The organism is Pseudomonas sp. YJ42, assembly GCF_047225135.1.
Classification (GTDB): Bacteria; Pseudomonadota; Gammaproteobacteria; order Pseudomonadales; family Pseudomonadaceae; genus Stutzerimonas; species Stutzerimonas stutzeri_E.
The window spans coordinates 2004409-2030882 of record NZ_CP178378.1; the positions used below are offsets into that span (position 1 = coordinate 2004409).

Below are 26474 nucleotides of genomic sequence, written 5' to 3' on the forward strand. Positions count from 1 at the left end.
TCGACGAGCGGCGACAGGTTGAACGGCTGTCTGGGTTGACGTTCAAAAGCTTTCCAGGCCATAGAACTGATCAGTCCCGCCCGGGAAGGATTGACGCATGCGAACCAGACTGCTGCTCATTGCACTGCCCTTGGCGCTGTTTGGTGGTTGTGGCGACACCCAGGAGGCCTACTCCAAAGCCAGAAACAGTTTTACCCAGCAAGGCATGGCTTCCTACTACGCGCGCAGCTTTCATGGCGAGGAGACTGCCAGCGGCGAAACCTTCAACCAGAACGAACTGGTCGCTGCGCACAAGACGCTGCCATTCGGTACGCAGGTGAAGGTAACCAACCTGGACAACGGAAGACAGGTTACGGTGCGAATCGTCGATCGCGGCCCGTTCGAACCAGGACGAATAATCGATCTATCGAAGGTCGCTGCTGCCAGGATCGACCTGCTCGAAGATGGCATCGCCAGGGTAAAAATCGAAAAAGTGAACCGATAGAACACGCACGTCCCACATCCGGAGTTTCGATGAGTTTGTTGACATTCGCCTATCTGATCGGCGGACTGGTATTGCTGGTGCTAGGCGCCGAAGCATTGGTACGCGGAGCCGTGAAGCTGGCCGCGCGCTTTGGTATTTCGCCGCTGATCATTGGCTTGACCGTCGTCGCGTTCGGCACCAGCGCACCGGAAACGGCGGTCAGCATCCAGGCCTCGTTGAACGGGAGCGGTGACATTGCCGTCGGCAATGTAATCGGCAGCAACATCGCCAACATTCTGCTGATTCTCGGGCTATCCGCACTGGTGGCTCCGTTGCTGGTGTCGCGTCAGCTGGTGCGCCTCGACGTGCCGGTGATGATCGCTGCCGGAGTGCTGACCTTCGGCCTCGCTTCGAATGGCACCGTAAGCCGTCTGGACGGATGCATTCTGCTGGCGCTTCTCCTGGCCTATACGTTGTTTCTGGTCATTGCCAGCAAACGCGAGACGCAACGTGCGCAGCGGGACGAGTTCGCCGTGGAGTATGGCGCCGAGGAGCAGGCCAAGCCATTCGGCTGGGTATTGCAGCTGTTGTTGATCCTGCTTGGGCTGGGCCTGCTCGTTGCCGGGTCCAACCTGCTGATCGAAGGCGCGGTGGCCTTGGCGCGAGCGCTCGGCCTGTCGGAGCTGGTCATCGGCCTCACCGTGATTGCCGTCGGCACCTCGCTGCCCGAATTGGCGACTTCATTGCTGGCCGTGTACCGCGGCGAGCGCGATATCGCTGTTGGCAATGTCGTTGGCAGCTGCATCTTCAACCTGTTGCTGGTGCTCGGTGCCGGGGCATTGGTGTCGACCAACGGCCTGTCCATTTCGCCCAATGCTCTGGCCTTCGATCTGCCGGTCATGCTCGCGGTATTTGCCGCCTGCCTGCCAATCTTCTTCTCTGGCTATCGAATCAATCGCTGGGAAGGCACGATGTTCTTCGGCTACTACCTGGCCTACACGCTCTACTTGGTGCTGTTTTCCACCGGCCTACCGGCGATTAATCTGCTACGTCATGCAATGACTTGGTACGTATTGCCCTTGACCGCCATCACGCTTTTGGTGATCTTTCTGCGCGCCTGGAAATACCAGCGCTGAGCGATGCCTTTCACTCCTGGAGCGCCCTTTCGTGTCCCTGATGACGTTCGTCTATTTGATAGCCGGTCTGGTGCTTCTTGTCGCCGGCGCCGAGGTTCTGGTGCGCGGCGCGGCCAAACTGGCAGCCCAGTTCGGCATCCCGCCGTTGATTATCGGCCTCACCGTCGTGGCCTTTGGTACCAGTGCGCCGGAGACGGCGGTGAGCGTGCAGGCATCGATAAACGGCAGCGGCGATATCGCTATCGGCAACGTGCTCGGGAGCAATATCGCCAACGTTCTGCTGATTCTCGGCATGACCTCGCTGGTCGCGCCGCTGATCGTTTCCCGTCAGTTGATTCGCCTCGATGTACCGATCATGATCGGCGCCAGCTTGCTCACCTACGCCCTGGCCTGGGACGGTACGTTAAGCCGGCTCGATGGCGCGCTGCTATTTGCCTTGGTTGTCAGCTACACGTTTTTCCTGATCATCAGCAGCCGCCGCGCCAGTGCAGCTGCAACCGCCGACGATGAGTTCGCCAGAGAATTTGGCCTCGATGCCCAACCCAAGCCCTACGCCAGCCTGATCAACGCGGGCCTGGTGATAGCCGGCTTGGTGCTCTTGGTGGGCGGTTCCCATTTTCTGGTGGAAGGTGCGGTATCGCTGGCCCGAGCGCTGGGTCTGTCGGAATTGGTGATCGGCCTGACCGTCATTGCCGTCGGCACTTCGCTTCCAGAACTCGCCACCTCGATACTCGCCGCTATCCGCGGCGAACGTGATATCGCCGTCGGCAACATCGTCGGCAGCAACATATTCAATTTGCTCTGCGTCCTCGGGCTGGCCTCGCTGGTGTCGCCGGAAGCGATCGGGGTGGCCGCCAATGCATTGGCCTTCGATTTCCCAGTGATGATTGCGGTGGCCCTGGCCTGCCTACCGATCTTTTTCTCCGGCTATAGCATCAACCGTTGGGAAGGCCTGCTGTTTCTGGCCTATTACATCGCCTATACGCTCTACCTGGTGATGGTCAGCACCGGGCGTCCCTTTGCCGAGACGTTTGGCGATGCGATGATCGGCTATGCCGTACCGCTGACCACCGTGACCTTGCTGGTGATCGCCAGCCGGGCCTGGCGGAAGCAACGTTGAACCCGTAGTGCTTTCTAGAGAGCTTGATCGGCAAACGCGCCGAGACGGGCCGCAAAGCCCGCCGCGCGTTGCTCGCTGATCAGCCCTCGCGGACCTGCAGCCGTGGCAGTTCGACCACCTGTGCGGTCTCTTCGTCACCCATACGATTCAGCGTGCCATCGACCACGGCACCGTTCTCCATGCTCAATTGGCGGTAGCGGATATTGCCCCGCACTCGCGCGTTGGAATGCAGCTCAAGCAGATGCTCGACCACCATGTCGCCAACGACGGTGCCGTCGATCAGCGCATCGTAACTGCTGACGTTACCCTCGATCCGCCCATCGGTGCTCAGTGCCAGGAGGCTATGGGTACCTGGCTTGTGGCACACGTTGCCCTTTACGGTGCCACTGACTTTCAGCCCTTCCTCGAACTCCATATCGCCGATCAGCGAGACATTGCTGGAAATCAGGCTTGAAAACTGGTCGATGCTGACCCGCACCGCCTTCTTTTTGTTGAACATCATCTACTCCAAAGTATCAACGGGCTTTCTTCTGCTGCCGGAAGAACGCCAGATCCGTCTGTAGTCGCTCGATCTGCGCGGACAACCGGGCGATGCGCCCGAGCAACTGCTCCTGCGTCGCCTCGGCTTCCTGCCGCTGTAAGCGGCCCTGTTCGAGTGCGTCCTGAAGCATCAGATTTTCAGCGCCGAGGGTGGCAAGCCGTTGCTCGTACGCGGCGTGTTCATGGTCCCGCAGGTACAGCAAGGCGGCGATCAGACACAGCTTCGCAACGCAGAGCAAAAGCCATGGGCGGATGGGACGTGCGGCCAGCAAACGGTGTTCGGCACGCACCAATTCGCGCGTATTGGACCTTCTAATCATCGGCCTGAGCATCGTCGGCCCGTTCAAGATCGCCAAGGGCGAGGAAGCGCTGCGGATCGACGAAGCGTCCCTTGTGCAACACCTCGAAATGAAGGTGCGGACCAGTGGAGCGACCGGTGGAACCGACCGCGCCAATCCGCTGCTCAGGGGTTACCAGATCTCCGGCCCGCACGTACCGTCGAGACAAATGCGCGTAGCGAGTCACGAGCTGGTTGCCGTGGTCGATTTCCACCACCTTGCCGTATCCGCCGCGGGTACCGGCGAAACGAACCCGCCCTCCGGCCGCGGCGAGCACATCGGAACCGGCGTGCAACGCGAAATCCACTCCCGAGTGAAAGGCGACCTGCTTTTTGAACGGGTCGATTCGATTGCCATAGGCCGACCCCAGCCGCGCCGCACCGACAGGACGGCGAGATGGAATCGCCATGAGCGCGGCATTGCGCTCGGCCACGCGCGCCATCATTCCGTCGAGTACCACCCGCAAACAGAGCGCGGAGGTCTCGGTGCGCTGCAGATCATCCAGCGATACGCTGTCGGCCAGTGACAGCTCATCCGGACAGCCTTGTGGCGGCAGCAGGATGCCGCCCTGCCCTGAGCTGTCGGTCGGCTGCTCCGGCACCAAAAGTGGAAGAAGTGTTGGATCGAGGGCTGAAAGCTGTTCGCTGAGGATCCGCTGCTCACCCATCATTTCCTGCAGCGCGAGCACATCGGACTGCAGCGATTTCAACCGACCGACCACCTTACCTACGCGTGCAATGGCAAAACGACCTTCGCTGTCCAGACCAGGCTCGCCCAGGCGGGCGGACTCCTCCACTGAGCCAATATCCCGCCCGATCCAGACGCCGCCAGCGAAGGTCCCGAGATTGACCAGCAACAACAAAGCCAGCCCTGGGACGAGCCTACGGCGCAGGCTGACGACACGATCGGCATCGCGGGTCAACGAACGGTTCGAAGGAGTGAAAAACGGCATCGTGCAATCCCCGGAAAACAAGGCGGCCACCCTCGGCAGGCGGCCGTCGGCATCCAGAGCAATGTGACCGAAGCGGCTATTTTTTTCTGAGGCCTATTGACCGATTGCGACCATTGCAGAGCGCCTCTTAAGCCCAAAGGCCGAAAAGCCGATATCGATCACAATCCCGACGGACCGGGTTAGATCCAGCCCAGCCAGCCGAGCAGGAGAAGCCCGGCATTGATGCTCAGCGCCGCCATCAGCGTGGTGAGTACGATGATGATCGCGGCCAGTTGGTGATTGGCGTTCACCGCCCGTGCCATGACGAAGCTGGCTGAGGCCGTGGGGCAAGCAAAGTAGAGAAACAGGATACCCAGATCCGCGCCACGGAAACCGCACAGCCAGGCTCCCACTGTCGCCAGCGCTGGCAGCCAGACCATTTTCATCAGGCTTGAACTCATCGCAATGCGACTGCTTTCGCGCAGCACCGAGAGCGATAGCGTGCCGCCGATGCAGATAAGCGCCAGCGGCAGGGTCATCTGCGCGAAATACTGACCCGAGGTCATCAGCCAGTCCGGTAGCGGGATCCGCCAATAGGCAAAGGGGACGGCCAGCGTCACTCCGATGACCAAAGGATTGCGCAGGATGCTGAGCAGAATGGCGCCGGCGCTGGCACGCCCGTCCGGGTTGTAGATGGCTAGAATCAACGCCGAGAGGCTGTTGTAGACCAGTATCACCAGACCCGCCAGAACGCCTCCCAGCGACAAACCGTAGTCCCCGTAGAGGCTGGTCGCCAGCGCCAGGCCGACGATGCCGTTATTGCCGCGAAATGCGCCCTGAATGTAAACGCCGCGGTCCACCAGCGGGCAGCGCCAGAGCGCCCAGGCCCAGGCCAGAAAGAAGGTCATCACGGTGGCGATGACGTAGTAGCTCAACAGCGCCGGCTGCAGCGCGGCGTTCAGATCGGCGCGGATGATCGATATGAACAGTAGCGTTGGCATCGTGGCCTTGAATACCAGCGCCGAAGCCGTCTGGATAAAGGCAGCATCGATCCAGCCCAGTCGCTTGAGCGCGACACCGATGAACAGCATGACGAAGACCGGGGCGGTAATGCTCAGGGTCTGGATGGCAACTGAAAGCATGAATGGGCTCGGCGGCAGAGACGCCGCCTATGGTAGTCGCTTATGAGCTGGAAGCTGGAAGCTGGAAGCTGGAAGCTGGAAGCTGGAAGCTGGAAGCTGGAAGCTGGAAAGTCTTCGGTCCGCTTTGAATTCCGTCAACTTTACTTGCCGCTTTCAGCTGCTGTGCATGCACCCGGCGCCAGACGACTCGCTTCAAGCTTCAAGCTGCTTTTTACCGCCTTACCGGCCGCTTCTGCAGTTTGCGTTGCAACGTCCGCCGATGCATGCCCAGTGCGCGCGCCGTGGCGGAGATATTGCCGTCATGCTCGGCGAGCACGCGCTGGATGTGTTCCCACTGCAAGCGATCCACCGACATCGGGTTTTCCGGCACCAGCGTATCCAGATCGGCATGCTTGGAAAGCAACGCCGCCAGCACATCGTCGGCGTCGGCGGGCTTGCACAGGTAGTTGCAGGCGCCACGCTTGATAGCCTCGACGGCCGTGGCGATGCTCGAGTAACCGGTGAGAATCAGTACCTTCATCTCCGGGTCCAGTTCGAGCAGCTTGGGCAGCAGGACCAATCCGGAGTCGCCCTCCATTTTCAGGTCCAATACCGCGTAATCGGGCAGTTCCTGCTTCGCCAGCTCCAGGCCTTCTTCGGCCGATCCGGCGATGCTGACCAGCAGGCCCCGGCGACTCATGGCTCGGGCCATGACCCGGGTAAATGTCGGGTCGTCATCCACCAGCAGCAGATGAGGCTGTTCTTCGCCTTCGTGCTGCAACTCTTCGGTCATGTTCGCATTCCTCGCATTGTGGTCACGTCAGATTCAGGCCCGTACCGAACCACGCGGCAAGCGCAACTCGGTCAGGGTGCCACCGTCTTCGTGATTGTAGAGCTTCACCGTTCCGCCGGCGCGGGTAACGCTGGCCTGGCTCAGAAACAGACCGAGGCCGAAGCCCTTGCCCTTGGTCGTGATGAAGGGTCTGCCGATCTGCTCGGCGATGGCCAGAGGTACGCCAGCGCCATGATCTCGAATGGTCAGTTTGATCCACTGCGCGTCCCAGTCCAGACGAATGTCCAGGTTGTCCGGGCTGGCATCGGTGGCGTTATTCAGCAGGTTGAGCAGCGACTGCCCAAGATCCGCTGGTGGCATCAGGCGCGGCGGGGTGCCCTTGCCCAGGCACTGGAAACGATAGGTGGCCTCAGGGTGCATCAGATGCCAACGCTGAAGCACCAACTCGACCCATTCGCGCACGGTCTGCTCGACGACCGCCTGACGACGGTCCGCCTCCGCCGCACGCACAAGCTGGCGCAGACTTTCCTTGCACAACTGCACCTGCGACTGCAGCAGCGCCAGATCTTCGTTCAGCTGAGCTTGCTGGTATTCCTGACGCAGTTCCTTGAGCAGCACGCTCATGGTCGCCAGGGGCGTTCCCAATTCATGCGCGGCACCCGCCGCCTGTGTCGCCACGGCCAGCAGCTGCTGGTCACGCATGCTTTCCTCACGCCGTTGGGCCTGGAGCTGTTCCTGGCGCCGCAGCTGCTCGGCCATGCGTGCCACGAAGAAGGTGATCAATGCCGCAGCCAACGCGAAGCTCAGCCACATCCCGTAGACCAGCAGCGTGGTGCGATCGACCGGTGGCACGATGACCGGGTCATACCACACCAGCATCAGGGTATAACCCGCAAGCGCCAGGCCAGACAGAACCACCGAATACAACCAGGGCAGTGTCGCCGCGGCAATGGTAAGCGGCACCAGATAGTAGGAAACGAACGGATTGGTCGAGCCGCCCGAGTAGTACAGCAGCGCGCTGTGGATCAGCAGATCGGTGGCCAGATGCACGGCGTACTCGAACTCGGTCACCGGCCAGGGGCCGCGCAGTCGCAACGCCGTGCCCAGGCAGATCAGTGCAGAGACAGCCAGCGTGACCCCTAGATGAAACCAGGGCAGACCGAACAGCTGCGTAGCGTAGGCGAGCCCCACCGCGCCCGCCTGAGCACCCAGCACGAGGATGCGGATCAGGGTGAGCAGACGGAGGTTCTGGCGACTGGCAGACAGCAGGTGAACGGATGCGTACATGGGTTCTCCAAAGGAGTCGGGAGTATAACCAAGCCGCCTGAACGACAACTGATCTGCGGCAACGCGACGCACGAAAACCTGCACGGAGGCCGTCAACCCGCTAAAGTCTCTGCGCCGCACCGCTGGTGCTATCGAATCCAGGAGCTTTCATGTTCGTTTCCGCCCCTCGCAGCCTTGCTCTGCTGGCCTGCATCGCCTGCCTTCCCGCTGTTGCCGACGAGCAACATTACAACCAGATCTCGCTGCATGCCGAGGCCAGCAGCGAAGTCGCTCATGACCGCATGCATGTCACGCTGTACAGCGAGGCCCAGCATGAAGACCCGGCGCAACTGGCCGCGCAAACCACCCAGGCCATGAACAAGGCTCTGCAACATGCGCGTCAGGTGAAAGGTATCGTGATCAGCCAGGGCAGCCGCAGCAGCTATCCGGTCTATGAGGAAAAGGGCCAGCAGATCACCGCCTGGCGCGAACGCGCCGAACTACGCTTGGAAAGCGGTGATTTCGCCGCGCTGTCCAAGCTGACCGGGGAGCTGATGCAGGACCTGAAAATGGGCGGTATGCAATTCAGCGTTTCCGACGCGATCCGCAAGCAGAACGAAGACGCCCTGCTCAAAGATGCCGTCGCCGCCTTCCGCGCCCGAGCCCAACTGGCCACCGAGGCATTGGGTGGCACCGACTACCGCATAGTCAACCTCAACCTGGGCAGCGGCGGCGGTTATCAACCGGTGATGCGCAACTTCGCCATGAAGAGCATGGAGGCGATGCCGACACCCGATGTAGAGGCCGGAACCCGCCAGGTCAGCGTCAGTGCCGACGGCGTCATCGAAGTGCAGATGCCCTGATTCGACACCGCCACGGTGACGAGCCGAGGCCATGCGGTCTCGGCTCGTTTGCACCTGGCACGGGCATACACAGCGCCGCGTAACCGTTACCGCAGAAACAACAACGCCGCGAAAATCGCGGCGTTTTGCGTAACGCGGAGGCTTAGATGTAGTAGGCCTTCAGCGGCGGGAAGCCGTTGAACTCCACCGCACTGTAACTGGTGGTGTAGGCACCGGTGGAGAGCCAGTACATACGGTCGCCGATGGCCAGGTTCAACGGCAAGCCGTACTTGTAGTTCTCGTACATGATGTCGGCGCTGTCGCAAGTCGGGCCGGCGATGACCACCTCTTCCATCTCGCCCTTCTTCTCGGTCCAGATCGGGAACTTGATGGCTTCGCCCATGGTTTCGATGAGACCGGAGAACATGCCCACATCGGTGTAGACCCAACGCTCGACGGCGGTCCGCGACTTACGTGCCACCAGCACCACTTCGCTGACCAGAATGCCCGAGTTGGCGATCAGCGAGCGGCCCGGTTCGAGGATGATTTCCGGCAGGTCGTCACCGAAGTCTTCCTTGAGGAAGCGGATAATTTCCTCGGCGTAGGTTTCCAGGCTGTTGGTGCGGGTGATGTAGTTGGCCGGGAAGCCGCCACCCATGTTGATCATCTTCAGTTCGATGCCATCTTCTTCTTTCAGACGTTCGAAGATCACCTTGACCTTGGCGATCGCGGCGTCCCATACGGAGATGTCGCGCTGCTGGGAACCCACGTGGAAGGAGATACCGTAGGGCTCTAGCTTCAACTGGCGCGCCAGGATCAGCAGATCCATCGCCATATCGGTCTGGCAGCCGAACTTGCGCGAAAGCGGCCAGTCAGCCGTAGTCGAACCTTCGGTGAGAATCCGCACATAGACTTTCGAACCCGGTGCGGCCTTGGCGATGTTGCGCAGGTCGGCTTCCGAGTCGGTGGCGAACATGCGCACACCCTTGTCGTAGAAGTAGCGGATGTCCTTGGCTTTCTTGATGGTGTTGCCGTAGCTGATGCGCTCCGGGCCAACGCCGCGGGACATGACTTTGTCCAGCTCGTAGATCGAGGCGATGTCGAAGTTCGAGCCCTTGTCACGCAACAGGTCGATGATCTCGACCGCCGGATTGGCCTTGACCGCGTAGTAGACCTTGGCGAATTCGAAACCGGCGCGCAGATCGTCGTATGCCTTGTCGATGGTTTCGGTATCGATGACCACGAACGGTGTTTCGTGCTGGTCAGCGAAGGTCTTCATCTTCTGGAAGGTGGATCGGGAATAGTAGTCTTCGATCTTGATCGACATGCATGGCTCCAAATCGGGAAACGTAAAGTCGGATTAGGGGTAAGCAAGAACGCCTGATCAGTTTCCCCACTTTGGTTCGCCTACTTCCCAAGGCATGTCGCCGAGTATCACGGCCAAATCGACAGCACAGGTGCAGTGACTTGGTGAATCCTGATCTCTCGTCGTCAGTACTTGAGCCGGATGGATCGTTGCCAGCATGGACGTTCGGGCGCGAACTGTAGAACCACAGCTGTTTCAGATCAATGAAAAATCCACGCTCGTTCCATTTTTTGCCGCATCGGCGAACCTACCCTACTCAAACCGACAGATGTGCTGCGGCGATGTTCCATCCGCCTCGCCCCGCTGCGGATCGACGGCCCCGTGACGGACCACGCCCGAGCGCGCCCTTTGCGCTATAATCGCCGGCTTTTTCCGACACGCTTTCAATACCGGGACCGCCATGACCTCTCAGGCCGCCGAAGTCGCGAAGCGCCGCACCTTCGCCATCATTTCCCACCCCGACGCGGGCAAAACCACCATCACCGAAAAGCTGCTACTGATGGGCAAGGCGATTGCGGTGGCCGGTACCGTGAAGTCGCGCAAATCCGACCGTCACGCGACCTCCGACTGGATGGAAATGGAAAAGCAGCGCGGCATTTCCATCACCACCTCGGTGATGCAGTTCCCCTACCGCGAGCACATGATCAACCTGCTCGATACCCCCGGCCACGAAGACTTCTCGGAAGACACCTACCGCACCCTGACCGCGGTGGACTCGGCATTGATGGTGCTCGACGGCGGTAAAGGTGTCGAACCACGCACCATCGCGCTGATGGACGTCTGCCGCCTGCGCGACACGCCCATCGTCAGCTTCATCAACAAGCTCGACCGCGACATCCGCGACCCCATCGAGCTGCTCGACGAGATCGAAGCGGTTCTGAAGATCAAGGCGGCGCCCATCACCTGGCCGATCGGCTGCTACCGCGACTTCAAGGGTGTGTATCACCTCAAGGACGATTACATCATCGTCTACACCCCGGGCCACGGGCATGAGCGCACCGACGTCAAGATCATCCAGAAGCTCGACTCCGACGAGGCGCGCAAACATATCGGCGACGAATACGACCGCTTCGTCGAACAGCTGGAGCTGGTCCAGGGTGCCTGTCATGAGTTCGACCAGGACGAGTTCCTCAGCGGCCAACTGACTCCGGTGTTCTTCGGCACCGCGCTGGGCAATTTTGGCGTGGACCATGTGCTTGATGCGGTCGTCGACTGGGCGCCGCGCCCACTGCCGCGTGCCGCCAACGAGCGCGTTGTCGAGCCGGTCGAGGACAAATTCACCGGTTTCGTCTTCAAGATCCAGGCGAACATGGACCCCAAGCACCGCGACCGCATCGCCTTCATGCGCATCTGTTCGGGCAAATACGAAAAAGGCATGAAGCTGCGCCATGCGCGCATCGGCAAGGACATCCGTATCGCCGATGCCCTGACCTTCTTCTCCAGCGAGCGTGAGCAACTGGAAGAAGCCTGGGCCGGCGACATCATCGGTCTGCACAACCACGGCACCATCCAGATCGGCGATACCTTCACTGAAGGCGAAAACCTCGGTTTCACCGGCATCCCGCATTTCGCCCCGGAACTGTTCCGCCGCGTACGCCTGAAGGACCCGCTGAAGTCCAAGCAGCTGCGCCAGGGCCTGCAGGAACTGGCCGAAGAAGGCGCGACCCAGGTGTTCTTCCCCGAGCGCAACAACGACATCATCCTCGGCGCGGTGGGTGTGCTGCAGTTCGACGTCGTCGCTAGCCGCCTGAAGGAGGAATACAAGGTCGAGTGCGCCTACGAGGCGATCAACGTCTGGTCGGCGCGCTGGATCGAGTGCGACAACGAGAAGAAGCTCAAGGAATTCAGCGACAAGGCCTACGAGAACCTGGCACTCGACGGCGGCGGCCACCTCACCTATCTGGCACCGACCCGGGTCAACCTGAGCCTGATGGAAGAGCGCTGGCCGGATGTGAAATTCAGGGCGACGCGCGAGCATCACTGACAGGCGATCATTCGTAGGCACCGGCCTGGTGCCTACGAGAGTGGCGCCTGAAGTTACCAGCGGGATTGGCCTTCAGCGAGGCAAGACACCGCGGCCTGCGCATCCCGTCGCACGATTCGAATCCCTCTACCAATCCAGTGCCAGGCGACTCTCGAAGTGGCGTGGCTCGCCGCTCAGCGGATCGCGAAATTCCAGGCCGCGTGCCAGCAGTTTGAGCGGGTTGGCGTAGTCGTCCTGATCACGACGACTGCGCTCGATCAGCTCCGGATAAAAGGGATCGTTGCAGATTCCGGCTCCCAGCGTGGCCATCTGCAAACGCAATTGGTGCTTGCGTCCAGTCACTGGGAAAAGTGCGTAGCGCCAGAACGCACCGCGGCGCTCCAACACCTCGATACGCGTCTCGCTGTTGGGCGCGCCATCACCCTGTTTCATCAGAAAGAACGGATCGCCCTCGACCATGTGCAACCGCTCCTGCCGCGGAAAGTCGAGAGCGGGTAGCGCCGGGCAGATCGCTTCGTAGCGCTTGTCGATCCGGCGCTCGCGAAACAGCGCCTGATAGCGGCCACGGCTTTCGGGATTGGTGGAGAACAGCACCAGCCCGGCAGTCAGCCGATCAATGCGGTGGATGGGTACCAGATCGGGATTGCCCAGACGTTTGCTCAGACGCGCCAATAGGGTTTCGTTGACGTACTCGCCGGCCGGCATCACCGGCAGGAAATGCGGTTTGTCCGCCACCAGCAGATGCTCATCGAGGTGCAACACCTGCTCCGCGAAGGGAATCGGCTTTTCCTCCGGCACTTCACGAAAGTAGTGAACCCTCAGCCCCACTTGATAGGGATGATCAACCGCGAGCGGCCGCCCGTCGGCGCCCAGCACGCGTGCTCTGGCGAAGCGATCCAGCCAGGTGGCGCGATCAATCGCGGGGAAATGCGCGCATAAGCAATCGAGCACCGAGGGCCAGTCGCCCTGGGGCAGATGCAGGGTGCTGCGGGCGTTGTGGGCAGTGGCGGACATGACGACGACGCACATGGGAATTGGCCAGCGATGATACCCGACTGCATCGTGCCGACCGTCGGTTCATATCGATTTCACCATTGGTGGTGTCGATTTGGCTCGGTGTCGATCGACCATCCGAGCATGCATCGAAAACCATCGATGCTTCATTCGCTCGTCCCGCAAGCGGAGGTTTACGATGAACAACCATCCGATCGTTTCCCGTCAGCAATGGCTGGCCGCCCACAGCGAACACCTGCTCAGAGAAAAGCAGGTCACCCACCAGCGCGAAACCCTCGCAGCCGCCCGCCGCGAACTGCCCTGGGCATTGGTGGACAAAGACTACCGATTCCAAGACGCACACGGCTCGGTGGGCCTGGCCGAGCTGTTCGAAGGGCGCAACCAACTGATCATCAAGCATTTCATGTTCGGCCCCGACTGGCAGGAAGGCTGCGTCGGCTGTTCCTTCGAGATGGACCATCTGCAAGGCGCACTGGTGCACCTGACCCACCATGACGTCAGCTTCGCCGCGGTGTCGCGGGCGCCCTTCGCGGCGCTCGAAGTCTTCCGCCAACGCATGGGCTGGCAAGTCCGCTGGGTATCGTCTGCTGGCAGCGATTTCAACCGCGACTTTCATGTCTCGTTCGATCCCGAGGACATCGTCGAAGGCAAGGTCTTCTATAACTTCACCTGGCAGCCGTTCGTCTGCGAAGAGCTGTCGGGCTTCAGCGTGTTCTATCGCGACGAGGACGGACGCATCTTCCACACCTTTTCCGCTTATGGGCGTGGTGCCGAAGAGCTGCTCGGCAGCTATGTGCTGCTCGATATGACACCCAATGGGCGTAACGAAAACGGGCCGCAACATAACCTGACCGACTGGGTTCGCCATCACGACCGTTACGACAGCGACGATCGCGTCGACTCGACTGGGCGCGTCAGCTCAAGCGACCATCGGGGATCGGCGGATTGCTGCCATCGCACCTGAACGCTCGCCGTCGCCGCAAGGAATTCTCGGGAAACCCTCACCGCACTACCCGGTCCAGACTAGAACGACCAGGCATGTTCTAGGGCTGCCCAAGCCGCTTATCCCACGCGTACTGTGATTGTTTGGGCGCCTGCGATACCCCAGCCCTACTGGCCTGAAGAGTTCTCAGCCGAATCAAGCGAGGTTTCCATGGCAATGACAGTGGGTGACTACGTGATCGAACGCCTCTACCAATGGGGCGTTCGCCGCATTTACGGCTACCCCGGCGATGGTATCAACGGGGTGTTCGGCGCTCTCAATCGTGCCAACGAGAAGATTCGCTTTATCCAGGCTCGGCACGAGGAGATGGCGGCCTTCATGGCCGCGGCAGACGCCAAGTTCAGCGGCGGCCTCGGCGTCTGTATCGCCACGTCCGGCCCAGGTGCCGCGCATCTGATCACCGGCCTTTACGATGCGCGGCTGGATCACATGCCGGTGCTGGCGATCACCGGGCAGAAATCGCGCACTGCGCTGGGCGGCCATTATCAGCAGGAGATCGATCTGCCTGCGTTGTTCAAGGACGTGTCCGGCGCGTTCGTCGAACAGGCCAGTGCACCCGCCCAGGTCAGACACCTGATCGACCGGGCGATCCGCACCGCGGTGGGCGAGCGTAAGGTCGCGACGGTGATTCTGCCCAACGACCTGCAGGAGGCCGAGTACAGCGAGCCGCCGCGGGCCCACGGCGCCGTGCATTCGGGTGTCGGTTACACCCGACCGAAGATGGTGCCTTACGACGCAGATCTGCAACGCGCGGCCGAAGTGCTCAATGCCGGCGAGAAGGTGGCCATCCTGGTGGGTGCCGGCGCGCTGAACGCCACCGACGAAGTGATCGCCGTGGCCGACAAACTCGGTGCCGGGGTAGCCAAGGCGCTATTGGGTAAGGCCGCGGTGCCTGACGACCTCCCCTGGGTCACCGGCTCCATCGGCCTGCTCGGAACCGAGCCAAGCTACAAGCTGATGACCGAGTGCGACACTCTGCTGATGATCGGCTCGGGCTTCCCCTACTCCGAATTCCTGCCCAAGGAAGGCCAGGCGCGCGGCGTGCAGATCGACCTAAAGGCCGACATGCTCAGCATCCGCTACCCGATGGAGGTGAATCTGCAAGGCGACTCGGCCGAAACCCTGCGCGCGCTGCTGCCATTGCTGCAGGAAAAAACCGAGCGAAAATGGCGCAGGCACGTCGAAGAGTGGCGCATGGACTGGGAGCATCTGCTGGAAAACCGCGCCATGGTCGAGGCCCATCCGATCAACCCGCAGCGCGTCGCCTTCGAGCTATCGCCCCGCCTGCCGGATAACGCCATAGTCACCAGCGACTCAGGTTCCTGCGCCAACTGGTATGCCCGCGACGTGAAGATGCGCCGCGGCATGATGGGCTCGCTGTCCGGAGGCTTGGCCTCGATGGGCGCAGCCGTGCCTTATGCGATAGCCGCCAAGTTTTCGCACCCGGAACGCACGGTCGTGGCGATGGTGGGCGATGGCGCGATGCAGATGAACAACATGGCCGAGCTGATCACCGTCTCCAAATATTGGCAGCAGTGGCAGAACTCGCAGTGGATCTGCTGCGTCTTCAACAACGAGGACCTCAATCAGGTGACTTGGGAGCAGCGCGTGATGGAAGGCGATCCGAAGTTCGAGGCGTCGCAGGATATTCCCAACGTACCCTACCACCGCTTCGCCGAGTCCATCGGGCTGAAGGGCATCTACGTCGACCGTGAAGATCAGGTCGCGGCCGCCTGGGACGAGGCGTTCGCCGCGGACCGGCCGGTGGTGCTCGAATTCAAGACCGACCCCGACGTGCCGCCGCTGCCGCCGCACATCAAGCTGGAGCAGGCCAAGGCCTATGCGTCGGCGTTGCTGCATGGCGACCCGGACCAGGGCGGGATCATCAAGCAATCGGCCAAGCAGGTGCTCAGCAAGGTCCTGCCGGGCCGCCACGCAGACAAGGGCAAGGACCGGAAGTGAGCGGGCGTCCTGGCGCCAACAGGTCATCCCGCCCATCGCCTGCCGCACCGCCGATCGCATTTGGATTCTGGTGGGGTGAGGCGGACTGAAGCGAAGCAGACTTTTAGCGCTTGTCGATGGAAACAAGCGCCGCCTCACCGGCCTCGCTCTGGAAGCCGATCCGCACCTCGTCGCCTACGGCCAGGCCGTCGAGTTGCTCGCGCCTGGCCTGGAACTCCATGCTCGAGGCCGGCCATTTCAATGCGGGGACCGGGCCGTGGGCGATGGTCACCACGCCGCGCTCGTGATCGATGGCCTCGATGGTGCCAGTGGCCCGCATGACCGGCTCGGACATCAACTCGGTAGCCGGCCCGGCGTCGATTTCCGGTGCTTCTGCCGGCTCCGTCGGTTTGAGCAGATCCTGCGCCACTACCGGTTGAACGAGCAGCACCAGGCTGAGCGCGACGCAATGAAGCGGTTTCATGACAGGCCTCCCGGGACAGGTGGACGTACGCTGCATTGGACAATAGCGCCTCGACGATTACTGCTAGCGGGCGATTTTCCCGGCATCGCGCTCGTTCAGCTTCGCGTAAGCCACGTTCCGTAATCTGTGAATCGTCGAAACCCACACAGGAAAACCAAACCATGAAAACACTGACTACCCTGATTACCGCCGCCACCCTCGCCCTCGGCGCCAACCTGGCCATGGCCCGCGACCTTGGACCGGACGAAGCGCTCAAGCTGCGCGATGCCGGCACCATTCAATCCTTCGAGAAGCTCAACGAGGCAGCGCTGGCCAAGCATCCGGGCGCCACTGTCGAGGAAACCGAGCTGGAGGAAGAATACGGCCGCCACATCTATCAGCTTGAACTGCGTGACGACAAAGGTGTGCAATGGGACATGGAGCTCGACGCCAAGACCGGCGAAGTGCTCAAGGACCATCAGGACGATTGATGCGACCCACCACTCTTCTCAGCGTTCCCCTGACCATACTGCTCGCCGCCACCCCGGCGGCGGGCCGTGACCTGGATCAGGACGAAGCCCTGCAGCTACGCCACGAAGGGCTGATCATGCCGCTGGAGGCGCTCGTGCAGCGCACCATGGAGCGCTATCCAGGCGCTCGGCTGCTGGAAGCCGAACTGGAAGAAGAAGATGGGATCTACGTCTATGAAATCGAATTGCTCACAGCCGACGGCGTCGCCCGCGAACTTGAATTGGACGCGCGCGACGGCCGCCTGCTCAAGGACGAAGAAGACTGATGCGCCTGTTGTTGGTCGAAGACAATGTGCCGTTGGCCGATGAACTGATCGCCAGCCTTGGCCGCCAAGGCTACGCCACCGATTGGCTGGCCGATGGTCGCGACGCCGATTACCAGGGCGGCAGCGAGCCCTATGACCTGATCGTTCTGGACCTCGGCCTGCCTGGCAAGCCGGGGCTGGAGGTCTTGCGCGCCTGGCGCGCACGCGGTGTTTCCACGCCGGTGCTGGTCCTTACTGCGCGTGATTCCTGGGCCGAACGCATCGAAGGCCTCAAGGCCGGTGCCGACGATTACCTGACCAAACCCTTTCACCCGGAAGAACTGCAGTTGCGCATCCAGGCGCTGCTGCGGCGCGCCCACGGCGTGGCCAATCAACCTTTACTGCAGGTCGGCGGGCTGGCCCTGGACGAAGCGCGCCAGCGTTGCAGCCAGGATGGCCAGGACGTCGAACTGACCGCCGGCGAGTTCCGTCTGTTGCGCTACTTCATGCTGCATCCCGGCCAGCTGCTGTCGAAGACCCAGCTGGCCGAACATCTATATGACGGCGAAACCGAGCGCGACTCCAACGTCATCGAAGTGCATGTCAACCGACTGCGCGGCAAGCTCGGTCGCAAGCTGATCGAAACTCGTCGCGGCCAGGGTTATCGCTTCGGCGGCGCGTCTTGAAGTCCATTCAGCGCAGCCTCAGCCTCGGGCTGATTTCAGGCCTGCTGCTGGTCGGTCTGCTATTGGTGCAGACCAGTCTGTGGCTATTCGAAGCCGGCCTGCGGCGCAACCTGGCGATCGACCTGCGGGAAGAGACCGAGGGCCTGCTGATCGCCATGGTCCAAGGCACGGACGGCTTCCAGCTGGACCCGAACCGGCTCAATCCTCGCTATCAGCGGGCGTTTTCCGGCCACTATTTTCGCATCGATCTGCCGACGCGCAGCTGGCGATCCCGCTCGCTGTGGGATGCCGAACCGGCCTGGCCCACCACCAACGGTTTGGCCAGCGACCTCCTCGAAGGCCCGCAGGATCAGCAACTGCTGAGCTTTCGTGCCGAATACCGGCGCGGCGGGCAGACCATCGTCATCAGCGTCGCGCGCGACTACACGCCCGTGCTCAAGAGCTTCGCCCAGGTTCGTCTGGGCGGACTGGGCCTGGTCGGCTTGGCGCTGCTGGTGTTTCTGCTGCTGCAGCGCTATGCGGTTAAGCTCGCCATGCGCCCGTTGGAGCGCGCGCGCCAGCAGATCGCTCAGCTGCAGCAAGGCGAGCGTCAACAGCTGGACATCCAGGCGCCGCTCGAATTGCAGCCGTTGGTGGAACAGATCAATCACCTGCTGGCGCACACTGACGAGACCCTCAAGCGCTCGCGGCACGCCTTGGGCAACCTGGGTCACGCGTTGAAAACGCCACTGGCGGTGCTCGGCAGCCTCATCCGACACGAGGAACTACAGCCTCATCCGCAGTTGCAGGCGGCTCTTCGCGATCAGCTGGAGCAGATCCAGCAACGCGTCGCCCGTGAGCTGGGGCGCGCACGGTTGGCCGGCGACGTGCTACCCGGCGCCTATTTCGATTGCGCCGAAGAACTCGCGCCGTTATTCGAGACGCTGAACATGATCCACCGCCGCGATCTTCATCTGCATTGGCACACGCATGAAGATTGCCGCCTGCCCTGGGATCGAGAAGACATGCTCGAACTGCTCGGCAACCTATTGGACAACGCCTGCAAATTCGCCCGCTCGGAAGTGCTGTTGAGCATCGATCGGACGCCGGGCGGCTACCTCATTCGGGTAGAAGATGACGGACCGGGCATTCCAGAAGACCAACGCGAAGCGGTACTGGAACGCGGTATTCGCCTCGACGAGCGCGCCGAAGGACACGGACTGGGGCTTGGCATCGTGCGGGATATTCTGGCCGCCTGGAACGGTCGGCTATCGTTGGAGCAAAGTTCGCTCGGCGGTTTGCGGGCAAGCGTTCACTTGTCGACGCAGCCGCGCCGCAAAGAATAACCAGGGGGTCAGGAACAGACGGATCGGCGAGGTTTTTACTGGCCGCGCGCCAGCTCGTTACGCATATCTTCCAGGATAGTTTCCACCAACAGGCCGTTCTGTACCTGACGACCGGAGACCATTCGAATGGCTTCGGTGCCGTTGATGGGGTAGCCGACGCGAACGACCAGATAGCCATCGTCCTGCGGCTCCACGCGAGTTTTGTAGTCAGCCGGAAAGTTGTCGGCAAGGTGACGGGACAGGGTTTTCATGAAGACCTCGTGCGCTGAGTCTGAAACAAAGACCTGGCAATGCACTCGGAGATTCCGAACCACTCATCGGATGACCGTCGGTCGACAAAAAACTGTAACGAGCGCGTCCGCCCAGGTTCACTTTCCCTCGTCTCTGCCGTAGGCCAGCCAGGCCAGAACACCCATGCCGGCAAAGGCAGTCGCGGAAAGCAGCAGCGCGTTCAATAACAGGCTCATGATGTCATCGTCCTCGTTTGGCTCGCTTGATGTACGCCCCGAATATATGTAGCTTCGCGCGACACGTCGAGCCACCCGATAGTCGCGTGTAAAGTTTTCCAGCAGATGAGGCGAACATGAAAAGGAAGCAATCGATCAGCCAGATCCGCTGGGACCTGGCGCTGCGCTATCGCCTGATCGAGACGGTGGCCTGGTGGGAAGGTCGTCTGACGACCGGACACCTGATGCAGAGTTTCGGCATCAGCCGGCAACAGGCTTCGAAGGACATCAACACCTACCTGAACGAGCATGCGCCGAAAAACCTTACATATGACCGCCATCTGAAGGGCTACAAGCCAAGCAAGGGGTTCACCCCGCTGTTCATCGATGGCAGCGCCGGCGCCTACCTGCACCTGCTCGACCAGAACCGCGACCGCGCGCCGCATATCGAAGGCCTGGCGCTGGCCTACGCGCATACCGAGGTGCTGCACATGCCTGACCGCAGCATCCGCCCGGAAGTCTTGCGGCCGATTCTGAAAGCCTGCCGTGAAGGGTTGCGGCTGGAAACCGAATACGTGTCCCTCGCCCACCCCGACGTCGAAATCCGTGTGATGGCACCGCACACCCTGGTCTTCACCGGAACTCGCTGGCACGTGCGCGCCTACTGCGAGAAGAACCGCGGCTTCCGCGACTTCGTGCTCAGCCGCTTTCGCGGCGAGCCGGACCTGATGGATGAAAGTGACAACACCCAGGACGCCGACGAGGCCTGGAACACGCCGGTCGAGGTGATCATCGAGCCCGATGCGCGCCTGACGCCGGAACAGAAGGCGATCATCGCAACCGATTATGGGATGGAGAACGGTGAGTTACTGATTAAAACGCGCGGTGCGCTGGTGCAATACGTGCTGCAGCGGTATCAGATCGATCCCAACACCGTGCAGGCCAATGCAGCGGCGCAGCAGATTCAGGTGAGGAATCTGCAGGGGTTGAAGGGGTGGTTGTACACATGACTCGGCTGCGCAGCGTCGTGCATAGAGGCGAGTTTATCCGTCCATCTTCGCCCGTCTGGCCGGTTGCGAGGGGGACGGCAACGAGCCGGGAGATATATCGCTTCTTGGCTTTTTATAGGGGCGCGTTTGGGCGCGCAGCATTACCGGCTTCGACACCGAAGTTCGGCGCCGCACTTTCATCGGTCGTCACTGCAGGTTGCGCCTCGCACGGCGCGTTACTTTTTCTTGTGTGGCCAAGAAAAAGTAACCAAAAAGAAGGCCACCCCTGCATCCGGGTTTTGCTGCGCAAAACTTCCCTCCCTCCGGCGCCGCTCCGGGGGGCGTCGCGAAGGGCCATCCCTGGCCCATCACTCCTCGCTCGGCGTCCATGCCTCGCGTCCCCCTACGCAACGCCTACGCTCGGCCTCGTGAAGGGGACTCGGGACCGAGGCGTCTGGAAGTTTTTCAGCAGCGACAGCAACAAAGCGCCTTCCTCATTTGAGGACGAACAGGCCGTCAGACGACGCCGAACGCCCCTTTCAGGAGGCCGAATGGAATCCGCGCGGAGGGGAGCGAGCGGCATGGATGCCGCGAGAGGCGTAAAGGGCCATGGATGGCCCTTGTACGCCGGCCCCCGGAGCGCGGATGGAATGAGGGAAGTCTCGCGAAGCGAGACCCGGATGCAGGGGCAAGACCTTTTGGTTCCTTTGGGCGGGGCCGGCCATCCGGCGACTGCCAAAAGGGACTCGCCCAGCAGGGCGAAACCAATGCCCCAGCCAACCCAGCCAATGGGTATCACTCAGCGAACCCAAAGACAAAGCCAAGGCCAAAAGACCTCGCAAGCAAGGACTCGGCGCGCCCCTCGCGGCTACAAAAGCATCTCGCAAATTCTGCGCCCAGCCTCGCATCCAGTCGCGCCCCGCCGCGACTCCAACGAAAAAAGACCCCTCGTATGCGCCTGATCCACACCTCCGACTGGCACCTGGGCCAAACCCTTCACGGCCAGGACCGCGACTACGAACATGCGCAGTTCCTCGCCTGGCTGCTCGACCAACTGATCGTCCATCAGCCCGACGCACTGCTGATCGCCGGCGATATCTTCGACACCGTCAACCCGCCGCTCAAGGCGCAGGAGCGCCTCTACGATTTCATCGTCCGCGCCCACGAAAAGCTGCCGCAGCTGGACATCGTCATGATCGCCGGCAACCACGATTCTGGCGGGCGCATCGAACTCCCAGGTCCCTTGATGCGACGGCTGAACACCCACGCTATCGGCCGCATCAGCTGGCTGGCTGACCATCAACTCGACCACGGCCGCTTGCTGGTGCCGCTGCACGATGCCCGGGGCCAGGTCGCCGGCTGGTGCCTCGCCCTGCCCTTTCTGCGCCCGGCGGAGGTTACCGGCGGTGAGACGGGTGAGGACTACATGGCCGGCATCCGCCATGTGCACCAGCACCTGATTGCCGCGGCCGAAGCGCAGCGCCAGCCCGGCCAGGCGCTGATTGCCATGAGCCACGCGCATATGGCCGGTGGCGCAGTGTCGGAGGATTCGGAACGCAACATCGTCATCGGCAATGCCGAGGCGCTGCCGGCCAGCCTGTTTCCTGAACCCGTCGCCTATGTCGCCCTGGGTCACCTGCACAAGCCGCAGAAGGTCGCCGGACAGGAGCGTATTCGCTACAGCGGCTCGCCGTTGCCGCTGTCGTTCGGCGAGATCAACTACCCGCATCAGGTGCTGCTGGTGAGTTTCGATGGCGATCAGTTGAGCCGGATTGAAAGCCTGCCGGTGCCACGCGCGGTGGCGATGATCCGCATCGGCCGCGCCCCGCTGGCCGAGGTGATCAGTCAACTCGAAGCCCTACCGCCGGTGGGCCTGTTCACCGAGAACCTGCCTTGGCTGGAAGTACGGGTGCAGCTCGACGAGCCTCAGCCCGACCTGCGCCAGCGCATCGAAGTGGCGCTCGCCGGCAAGGCCTGCCGCCTGGTGCGCATCGCCAGCGAATACGCCGGCAAACGCGGCGAGGCCGACTCGGAGGTCCTGCTCGGCCTCGACCAGATCACGCCACAGGAACTCTTCGCCCGCGCCTGGGAAGAACAGTTCGGCAACCCGCCGGACGAGCAGGCGCTGGACGATTTCGCCAGTCTGCTGCAAAGCGTCGAGTTCGCCAGCGAAGGAGACGGCAAATGAAGATCCTCGCCATCCGCCTGAAAAACCTCGCCTCTCTGGCTGGCGAGCAGGTGATCGATTTCACCGCCGAACCCTTGGCCAGCGCCGGCCTGTTCGCTATCACCGGGCCCACCGGGGCGGGCAAGAGCACCATCCTCGATGCCTTGTGTCTGGCGCTGTTCGGCAGCACGCCACGACTCGACGGCGCCTCGCTGCTGAGCAAGGTGCCTGACGGCAACGACGAGATCGGCAGCGGCGACGAACGCAACCTGCTGCGCCGCGGCTGCGCCAGTGGCTATGCCGAGGTGGATTTCGTCGGCGTCGACCAGCATCGCTACCGCGCCCGCTGGGAGGTCAAGCGCGCCCGCGAGAAAGTCGACGGCCGTCTGCAGGCCAGCAACCAGAGCCTGCTGGACCTGAACCGCGACCAGTTGCTGGCCAGCGGCAAGAAGCGTGAATTCAAGGAGCTGCTGGAAGCCAAGCTCGGCCTGACCCTGGCGCAGTTCACCCGCGCGGTGCTGCTGGCCCAGAGCGAGTTTTCGGCGTTTCTCAAGGCCGACGACAACGACCGCGGTACCCTGCTGGAAAAGCTCACTGACACAGGGCTCTACAGCCGCCTGGGCCAGGCTGCCTTCGAAGCGGCCAAGCGCGCCCGCGAAGCGCTGGCTGCGCTGCAACAACAGGCCGGCGGCGTACAGCCACTGGAACCCGAGGCGCGCCAAGCGCTGGAAGCGTTGCATGAGCAACAACAGGCCGAACTCAAGACCCTGCAACAGCAGCTCGAAGCGCTCAAGCAACAGCGCCAATGGTTGCAGGACCTTTCCCGTCTGCAAGGCGAGCGCGACAATGCCCGGCGCCAGCTCGCCGAGGCCGAAGAAGAGCAGCAAAACCTAGCCGATGCCCGGCGCATTCTCGGGCTGTTCGACCAGTTGGCACCGCAACGCCATCGTTTTATTCGTGAACGTGAACTGGCGCCATTGTTGGCCAAGGTCGACGAGACCCTGGCGCGCCATCAGCGCGAGCACACGGACGTGGAGCGCTGCGTCGGGCAATTGGAAGAGGCCTGCCGCGCCTCGACCGAGGCGCTGAAAACCGCCGAACAGCAGCACAAAGCCGCCGAGCCCGGGCTCGCGCGGGCTCGCCGTGAAGAAGAACGCCTGAGCCACCTCGACAACGATCTGCGGGAAGCGCGCGAGCAAGCCGAACAAGCCGAACTGGCGAGCCAGGCCGGCGACACAACGTTGGCCCAGCTGCGCCAGCAACAGGAACAGACGGCCACGCAGCTCGGCGCCCTCGTCGAATCGCTCATGCGCAGCGCCGAATTGCAACCGCTGTGCGCAGCCTGGAGCGGCTACCGGCCACGCCTGCAACAAGCGGTGCAGATTGCGGCTCGGTTGCAACAAGGTCGACAGGAATTGCCGGCGCTGGAAGCCACCGCCATTGCTGCCGAAGCCGCGCAAACCACGGCCCGCCAGGCGCTCGAAGAGCTGCAGAAGCAAATCGGCGGTGAAACGAGCCTCGGCGAGCAGCTTGCCAAACTGACGACTGGACTCGAAGCCTCCCGCAAGGCCGAGCGCGGACTTGAAGGCCTGCACAACCTATGGTCTCGCCAGCAACAGTTGGCCAATCAGCAGCGCGCTCTGCAAAGCGAACAAGGCCGCCAGCAGGACGAACTCGATGCCCTCACCCAGGCCGGCAAGCTGGCGCGCGGCGAGCGCGACGAAGCGGAGAAGACGCTGAAGATTTTGCAGGCGCTGCTGGATCGCCAGCGCCTGGCCCGTAGCGCCAATGTCGAGGCCTTGCGCGCCGCGCTGGTACCGGGCGAGCCGTGCAGCGTATGCGGCAGCGCCGAGCATCCCTGGCACGACGGCGACGCGCTGCTCGCCGCCCTCGATCAGCACGATGAGGGCGAAGTCGAGCAGGCGCAACGCCACCTCGCCGCCCAGGACGAAAAACTGCAAGCCCTGCGCGATCAGCACATCGTCCTCTCCACCGGGATCAAACAGAACGGTCAGCGACAGGGGGAAATCGCCGATGAGCTGGCGAAGCTGGAGGCTCAACTCTGCGCCCTGCCCAGCTATTCCGACCTGCTGAGCCAGGCGGAAACGGATCGCCAATCTTGGCTCGACAGCCGTTTGGCCTCGCTCAAGGCCGACATTGCCCACGCCAATAGCCGTCAACGTGAGCTGCTCAAGTTGCAACAGCGCAGCGAAGAACTGCTGAACGCTGCGCAGCGGGCCCGCGAAACCTGCGTTCAGGCCACCCAGGCCTTGGCCGGGCAGCGCGATGCCATCGCCCGCGACAACGCGCGACTAGAAGAAGAGCTGGCCGAATTCGCCGATCTGATGCCAGCCGCCCTGCTCGCGCGCTGGCGCGAGGCGCCTGCCGATACGTTCATGCAACTGGACGGCCAGGTCGAGGCCCGACGCCAGCAGCTCGAGCAGCAGACCGAGCTGGCAGACGAACAACAGCAGCGCCAGGCAGCACTGGAGCGCGAGCAGCTACAACAACAGCATCGCCTCGACCAGCACAAGGCCTGCACCACCCGTCTTGCCGAGCTGCAAACACGGGAACAGGCCTGTCGCCAGAGCCTGCGCGAAAGCCTCGGCGAACGGCCCAGCGCCCAGGCCTGGCAGCAGCAATTGGAAAAGGCCATCCAGCTCGCCCGTCATCAGCAGGCCGCAATCGACCGGCAACTGAACGAGGCGCGCCTCGAGCTGACCCGGCTCGCGAGCGAGCAGCACAATTGCGCTCAGCGCCGTGCCGAGCTGCTGGCCGAGCGCAGCACGCTCAGCGAAGAACTCGCGAGCTGGCGCGCCGCGCATCCCGACTTGGACGATGCAACCCTGGAGCAGCTATTGCAGCTGGACGACACGCTGCTCGCCGAAGCGCGTGAACGTCTGCGTGCCAACACCGAACAGCTCGCCCGTGGTCGCGAGCGCCTCGACGGCTGCGAGCAGAGGCTGAAGGCACACCAGTCTGGACAGACGAACCCACCGGACGCCGAAACGCTGGAAACCCAATTCAGTAGTCAGCAAGCCAGCTGCGACAGGGCCGAGCAGCGCAGCACCGAAACCCGCGCCGCACTGCTCGACGACGATCGCCGGCGCAACCAGAGCCAGGCGCTGCTCCAGCAGATCGCCGACGCGACCGCCGAAAGCCAGCGCTGGGGGCGTATTGCCGCCTTGATCGGAACCAGCGACGGCGGAGCCTTCCGCAAGATCGCCCAGGCCTACAACCTCGACCTCCTGGTGCAGCATGCCAACGTGCAACTGCGCCAGCTGGCCAGGCGCTATAGGCTCAAGCGCGGCGGCAGTCCGCTGGGATTGCTGGTGATGGACACCGAGATGGGCGACGAGCTGCGCTCGGTGCATTCGCTGTCCGGCGGCGAAACCTTCCTCGTCTCGCTGGCACTCGCGCTGGGCCTGGCGTCGATGGCGTCGAGCAAGCTGAAGATCGAATCGCTATTCATCGATGAAGGCTTCGGTAGCCTCGACCCCGAATCGCTGCAGATCGCCATGGACGCGCTGGACTCGCTGCAAGCCCAGGGCCGCAAGGTCGCGGTGATTTCGCACGTAGCGCAAATGCATGAACGGATTCCGGTGCAGATCCAGGTGCAACGGCAGGGTAGCGGCCAGAGCGGCCTGCGGATCACCGGAGGGGGCGGCTGAGCAACCGGCCTTGGTGCGAAGTGAAAACGAAACCGGCAGACGTCGCTTGTGGCGGCGCCGCCAGGTTCCGCACGAGGAAGGGTGAAACGGGCCC

24 protein-coding genes are annotated in these 26474 nt (G+C 62.3%); 14 read left to right on the plus strand and 10 right to left on the minus strand.

What is annotated here, in order from left to right; genetic code table 11:
* Positions 1-97 precede the first annotated feature (97 nt).
* Genes ACL0K2_RS09030 through ACL0K2_RS09040 form a run of 3 tightly spaced genes read left to right on the plus strand, consistent with a single transcriptional unit; the run spans position 98 to position 2719 of the window.
* Positions 98-484, plus strand: coding sequence for a septal ring lytic transglycosylase RlpA family protein (locus tag ACL0K2_RS09030; protein ID WP_413044256.1), 387 nt, complete (start codon positions 98-100; stop codon positions 482-484).
* 29 nt (positions 485-513) lie between these two features.
* On the plus strand, positions 514-1599 hold the full coding sequence (locus ACL0K2_RS09035) for a calcium/sodium antiporter (protein WP_045163527.1): 1086 nt from the start codon (positions 514-516) through the stop codon (positions 1597-1599).
* Positions 1600-1630: 31 nt separating this feature from the next.
* On the plus strand, positions 1631-2719 hold the full coding sequence (locus tag ACL0K2_RS09040) for a calcium/sodium antiporter (RefSeq protein WP_045163528.1): 1089 nt from the start codon (positions 1631-1633) through the stop codon (positions 2717-2719).
* Positions 2720-2798: 79 nt separating this feature from the next.
* Here the strand turns inward: ACL0K2_RS09040 and ACL0K2_RS09045 are convergent, their stop codons facing one another.
* The 6 genes from ACL0K2_RS09045 to ACL0K2_RS09070 form a co-directional block, all read right to left on the minus strand.
* Positions 2799-3218 (minus strand): bactofilin family protein, encoded by a 420-nt coding sequence (locus ACL0K2_RS09045; RefSeq protein WP_045163529.1) that lies wholly within the window; start codon positions 3216-3218, stop codon positions 2799-2801.
* A 16-nt stretch (positions 3219-3234) separates the two neighbouring features.
* A complete protein-coding gene (locus tag ACL0K2_RS09050) occupies positions 3235-3579 on the minus strand; it encodes a hypothetical protein (RefSeq protein WP_230623682.1) in 345 nt (114 codons plus the stop codon).
* Positions 3572-4549, minus strand: coding sequence for a M23 family metallopeptidase (locus ACL0K2_RS09055; RefSeq protein WP_413044257.1), 978 nt, complete (start codon positions 4547-4549; stop codon positions 3572-3574). Before ACL0K2_RS09055 ends, ACL0K2_RS09050 begins: the two co-directional genes overlap by 8 nt.
* 179 nt (positions 4550-4728) lie before the next feature.
* A complete protein-coding gene (locus tag ACL0K2_RS09060) occupies positions 4729-5670 on the minus strand; it encodes an AEC family transporter (RefSeq protein ID WP_045163532.1) in 942 nt (313 codons plus the stop codon).
* A 211-nt stretch (positions 5671-5881) separates the two neighbouring features.
* The gene (locus ACL0K2_RS09065) at positions 5882-6442 is read right to left on the minus strand and encodes a response regulator transcription factor (RefSeq protein WP_045163533.1); all 561 of its coding nucleotides are present in this window, start codon (positions 6440-6442) and stop codon (positions 5882-5884) included.
* A gap of 33 nt (positions 6443-6475) precedes the next feature.
* Positions 6476-7729, minus strand: a complete 1254-nt coding sequence (locus ACL0K2_RS09070; RefSeq protein WP_045163534.1) for an ATP-binding protein — start codon at positions 7727-7729, stop codon at positions 6476-6478.
* Between the two features lie 149 nt (positions 7730-7878).
* On the opposite strand from ACL0K2_RS09070, the gene ACL0K2_RS09075 reads away from it, so the two are divergent.
* Positions 7879-8571: an SIMPL domain-containing protein gene (locus ACL0K2_RS09075; RefSeq protein WP_045163535.1), complete on the plus strand. Its 693-nt coding sequence runs from the start codon at positions 7879-7881 to the stop codon at positions 8569-8571.
* A 142-nt stretch (positions 8572-8713) separates the two neighbouring features.
* Here the strand turns inward: ACL0K2_RS09075 and ACL0K2_RS09080 are convergent, their stop codons facing one another.
* The gene (locus ACL0K2_RS09080) at positions 8714-9877 is read right to left on the minus strand and encodes a type III PLP-dependent enzyme (RefSeq protein WP_045163536.1); all 1164 of its coding nucleotides are present in this window, start codon (positions 9875-9877) and stop codon (positions 8714-8716) included.
* 439 nt (positions 9878-10316) lie between these two features.
* On the opposite strand from ACL0K2_RS09080, the gene ACL0K2_RS09085 reads away from it, so the two are divergent.
* Entirely contained in the window at positions 10317-11900 is a 1584-nt protein-coding gene (locus ACL0K2_RS09085; protein WP_045163537.1) for a peptide chain release factor 3, read from the plus strand.
* A gap of 126 nt (positions 11901-12026) precedes the next feature.
* On the opposite strand, the gene ACL0K2_RS09090 is transcribed toward ACL0K2_RS09085, so the two are convergent.
* Complete coding sequence (locus ACL0K2_RS09090) at positions 12027-12914, minus strand: pseudouridine synthase (protein ID WP_196298693.1); 888 nt, start codon at positions 12912-12914, stop codon at positions 12027-12029.
* 178 nt (positions 12915-13092) lie between these two features.
* On the opposite strand from ACL0K2_RS09090, the gene ACL0K2_RS09095 reads away from it, so the two are divergent.
* Positions 13093-13878, plus strand: a complete 786-nt coding sequence (locus tag ACL0K2_RS09095) for a DUF899 domain-containing protein (RefSeq protein ID WP_413044258.1) — start codon at positions 13093-13095, stop codon at positions 13876-13878.
* 189 nt (positions 13879-14067) lie between these two features.
* Complete coding sequence (locus ACL0K2_RS09100) at positions 14068-15879, plus strand: thiamine pyrophosphate-requiring protein (RefSeq protein ID WP_413044259.1); 1812 nt, start codon at positions 14068-14070, stop codon at positions 15877-15879.
* Between the two features lie 103 nt (positions 15880-15982).
* Here the strand turns inward: ACL0K2_RS09100 and ACL0K2_RS09105 are convergent, their stop codons facing one another.
* Positions 15983-16342, minus strand: a complete 360-nt coding sequence (locus tag ACL0K2_RS09105) for a copper-binding protein (RefSeq protein WP_045163540.1) — start codon at positions 16340-16342, stop codon at positions 15983-15985.
* A gap of 161 nt (positions 16343-16503) precedes the next feature.
* On the opposite strand from ACL0K2_RS09105, the gene ACL0K2_RS09110 reads away from it, so the two are divergent.
* Genes ACL0K2_RS09110 through ACL0K2_RS09125 form a run of 4 tightly spaced genes read left to right on the plus strand, consistent with a single transcriptional unit; the run spans position 16504 to position 19107 of the window.
* Positions 16504-16812 carry a PepSY domain-containing protein gene (locus ACL0K2_RS09110; RefSeq protein WP_239610499.1) on the plus strand — a complete coding sequence of 103 codons (309 nt, stop codon included), beginning with the start codon at positions 16504-16506 and terminating at the stop codon, positions 16810-16812.
* Positions 16812-17117: a PepSY domain-containing protein gene (locus ACL0K2_RS09115; protein WP_045163542.1), complete on the plus strand. Its 306-nt coding sequence runs from the start codon at positions 16812-16814 to the stop codon at positions 17115-17117. The genes ACL0K2_RS09110 and ACL0K2_RS09115 overlap by 1 nt, the downstream gene beginning before the upstream one ends.
* Positions 17117-17782: a response regulator transcription factor gene (locus ACL0K2_RS09120; RefSeq protein ID WP_239610498.1), complete on the plus strand. Its 666-nt coding sequence runs from the start codon at positions 17117-17119 to the stop codon at positions 17780-17782. The genes ACL0K2_RS09115 and ACL0K2_RS09120 overlap by 1 nt, the downstream gene beginning before the upstream one ends.
* On the plus strand, positions 17779-19107 hold the full coding sequence (locus ACL0K2_RS09125; RefSeq protein ID WP_045163544.1) for a sensor histidine kinase: 1329 nt from the start codon (positions 17779-17781) through the stop codon (positions 19105-19107). The genes ACL0K2_RS09120 and ACL0K2_RS09125 overlap by 4 nt, the downstream gene beginning before the upstream one ends.
* Before the next feature lie 35 nt (positions 19108-19142).
* On the opposite strand, the gene ACL0K2_RS09130 is transcribed toward ACL0K2_RS09125, so the two are convergent.
* Positions 19143-19358 (minus strand): hypothetical protein, encoded by a 216-nt coding sequence (locus ACL0K2_RS09130; protein ID WP_045163545.1) that lies wholly within the window; start codon positions 19356-19358, stop codon positions 19143-19145.
* A gap of 332 nt (positions 19359-19690) precedes the next feature.
* Here ACL0K2_RS09130 and ACL0K2_RS09135 point away from each other — a divergent pair, with 332 nt between their 5' ends.
* The 3 genes from ACL0K2_RS09135 (at position 19691) to ACL0K2_RS09145 (ending at position 26380) form a co-directional block, all read left to right on the plus strand.
* A complete protein-coding gene (locus ACL0K2_RS09135; RefSeq protein WP_413044260.1) occupies positions 19691-20563 on the plus strand; it encodes a helix-turn-helix transcriptional regulator in 873 nt (290 codons plus the stop codon).
* Positions 20564-21494: 931 nt separating this feature from the next.
* A complete protein-coding gene (locus tag ACL0K2_RS09140; protein WP_413044261.1) occupies positions 21495-22730 on the plus strand; it encodes an exonuclease SbcCD subunit D C-terminal domain-containing protein in 1236 nt (411 codons plus the stop codon).
* A complete protein-coding gene (locus ACL0K2_RS09145; RefSeq protein WP_413044262.1) occupies positions 22727-26380 on the plus strand; it encodes an AAA family ATPase in 3654 nt (1217 codons plus the stop codon). Before ACL0K2_RS09140 ends, ACL0K2_RS09145 begins: the two co-directional genes overlap by 4 nt.
* The last annotated feature ends 94 nt before the right edge of the window (positions 26381-26474 follow it).

Coding starts and splice junctions, on each gene's coding strand:
- ACL0K2_RS09030 (WP_413044256.1), top strand. CDS start 98: ATGCGAACCAGACTGCTGCTCATTGCACTGCCCTTGGCGCTGTTTGGT.
- ACL0K2_RS09035 (WP_045163527.1), top strand. CDS start 514: ATGAGTTTGTTGACATTCGCCTATCTGATCGGCGGACTGGTATTGCTG.
- ACL0K2_RS09045 (WP_045163529.1), bottom strand. CDS start 3,218: ATGTTCAACAAAAAGAAGGCGGTGCGGGTCAGCATCGACCAGTTTTCA.
- ACL0K2_RS09050 (WP_230623682.1), bottom strand. CDS start 3,579: ATGATTAGAAGGTCCAATACGCGCGAATTGGTGCGTGCCGAACACCGT.
- ACL0K2_RS09055 (WP_413044257.1), bottom strand. CDS start 4,549: ATGCCGTTTTTCACTCCTTCGAACCGTTCGTTGACCCGCGATGCCGAT.
- ACL0K2_RS09060 (WP_045163532.1), bottom strand. CDS start 5,670: ATGCTTTCAGTTGCCATCCAGACCCTGAGCATTACCGCCCCGGTCTTC.
- ACL0K2_RS09065 (WP_045163533.1), bottom strand. CDS start 6,442: ATGACCGAAGAGTTGCAGCACGAAGGCGAAGAACAGCCTCATCTGCTG.
- ACL0K2_RS09070 (WP_045163534.1), bottom strand. CDS start 7,729: ATGTACGCATCCGTTCACCTGCTGTCTGCCAGTCGCCAGAACCTCCGT.
- ACL0K2_RS09075 (WP_045163535.1), top strand. CDS start 7,879: ATGTTCGTTTCCGCCCCTCGCAGCCTTGCTCTGCTGGCCTGCATCGCC.
- ACL0K2_RS09080 (WP_045163536.1), bottom strand. CDS start 9,877: ATGTCGATCAAGATCGAAGACTACTATTCCCGATCCACCTTCCAGAAG.
- ACL0K2_RS09085 (WP_045163537.1), top strand. CDS start 10,317: ATGACCTCTCAGGCCGCCGAAGTCGCGAAGCGCCGCACCTTCGCCATC.
- ACL0K2_RS09090 (WP_196298693.1), bottom strand. CDS start 12,914: ATGTCCGCCACTGCCCACAACGCCCGCAGCACCCTGCATCTGCCCCAG.
- ACL0K2_RS09095 (WP_413044258.1), top strand. CDS start 13,093: ATGAACAACCATCCGATCGTTTCCCGTCAGCAATGGCTGGCCGCCCAC.
- ACL0K2_RS09100 (WP_413044259.1), top strand. CDS start 14,068: ATGGCAATGACAGTGGGTGACTACGTGATCGAACGCCTCTACCAATGG.
- ACL0K2_RS09105 (WP_045163540.1), bottom strand. CDS start 16,342: ATGAAACCGCTTCATTGCGTCGCGCTCAGCCTGGTGCTGCTCGTTCAA.
- ACL0K2_RS09110 (WP_239610499.1), top strand. CDS start 16,504: ATGAAAACACTGACTACCCTGATTACCGCCGCCACCCTCGCCCTCGGC.
- ACL0K2_RS09115 (WP_045163542.1), top strand. CDS start 16,812: ATGCGACCCACCACTCTTCTCAGCGTTCCCCTGACCATACTGCTCGCC.
- ACL0K2_RS09120 (WP_239610498.1), top strand. CDS start 17,117: ATGCGCCTGTTGTTGGTCGAAGACAATGTGCCGTTGGCCGATGAACTG.
- ACL0K2_RS09130 (WP_045163545.1), bottom strand. CDS start 19,358: ATGAAAACCCTGTCCCGTCACCTTGCCGACAACTTTCCGGCTGACTAC.
- ACL0K2_RS09135 (WP_413044260.1), top strand. CDS start 19,691: ATGAAAAGGAAGCAATCGATCAGCCAGATCCGCTGGGACCTGGCGCTG.
- ACL0K2_RS09140 (WP_413044261.1), top strand. CDS start 21,495: ATGCGCCTGATCCACACCTCCGACTGGCACCTGGGCCAAACCCTTCAC.
- ACL0K2_RS09145 (WP_413044262.1), top strand. CDS start 22,727: ATGAAGATCCTCGCCATCCGCCTGAAAAACCTCGCCTCTCTGGCTGGC.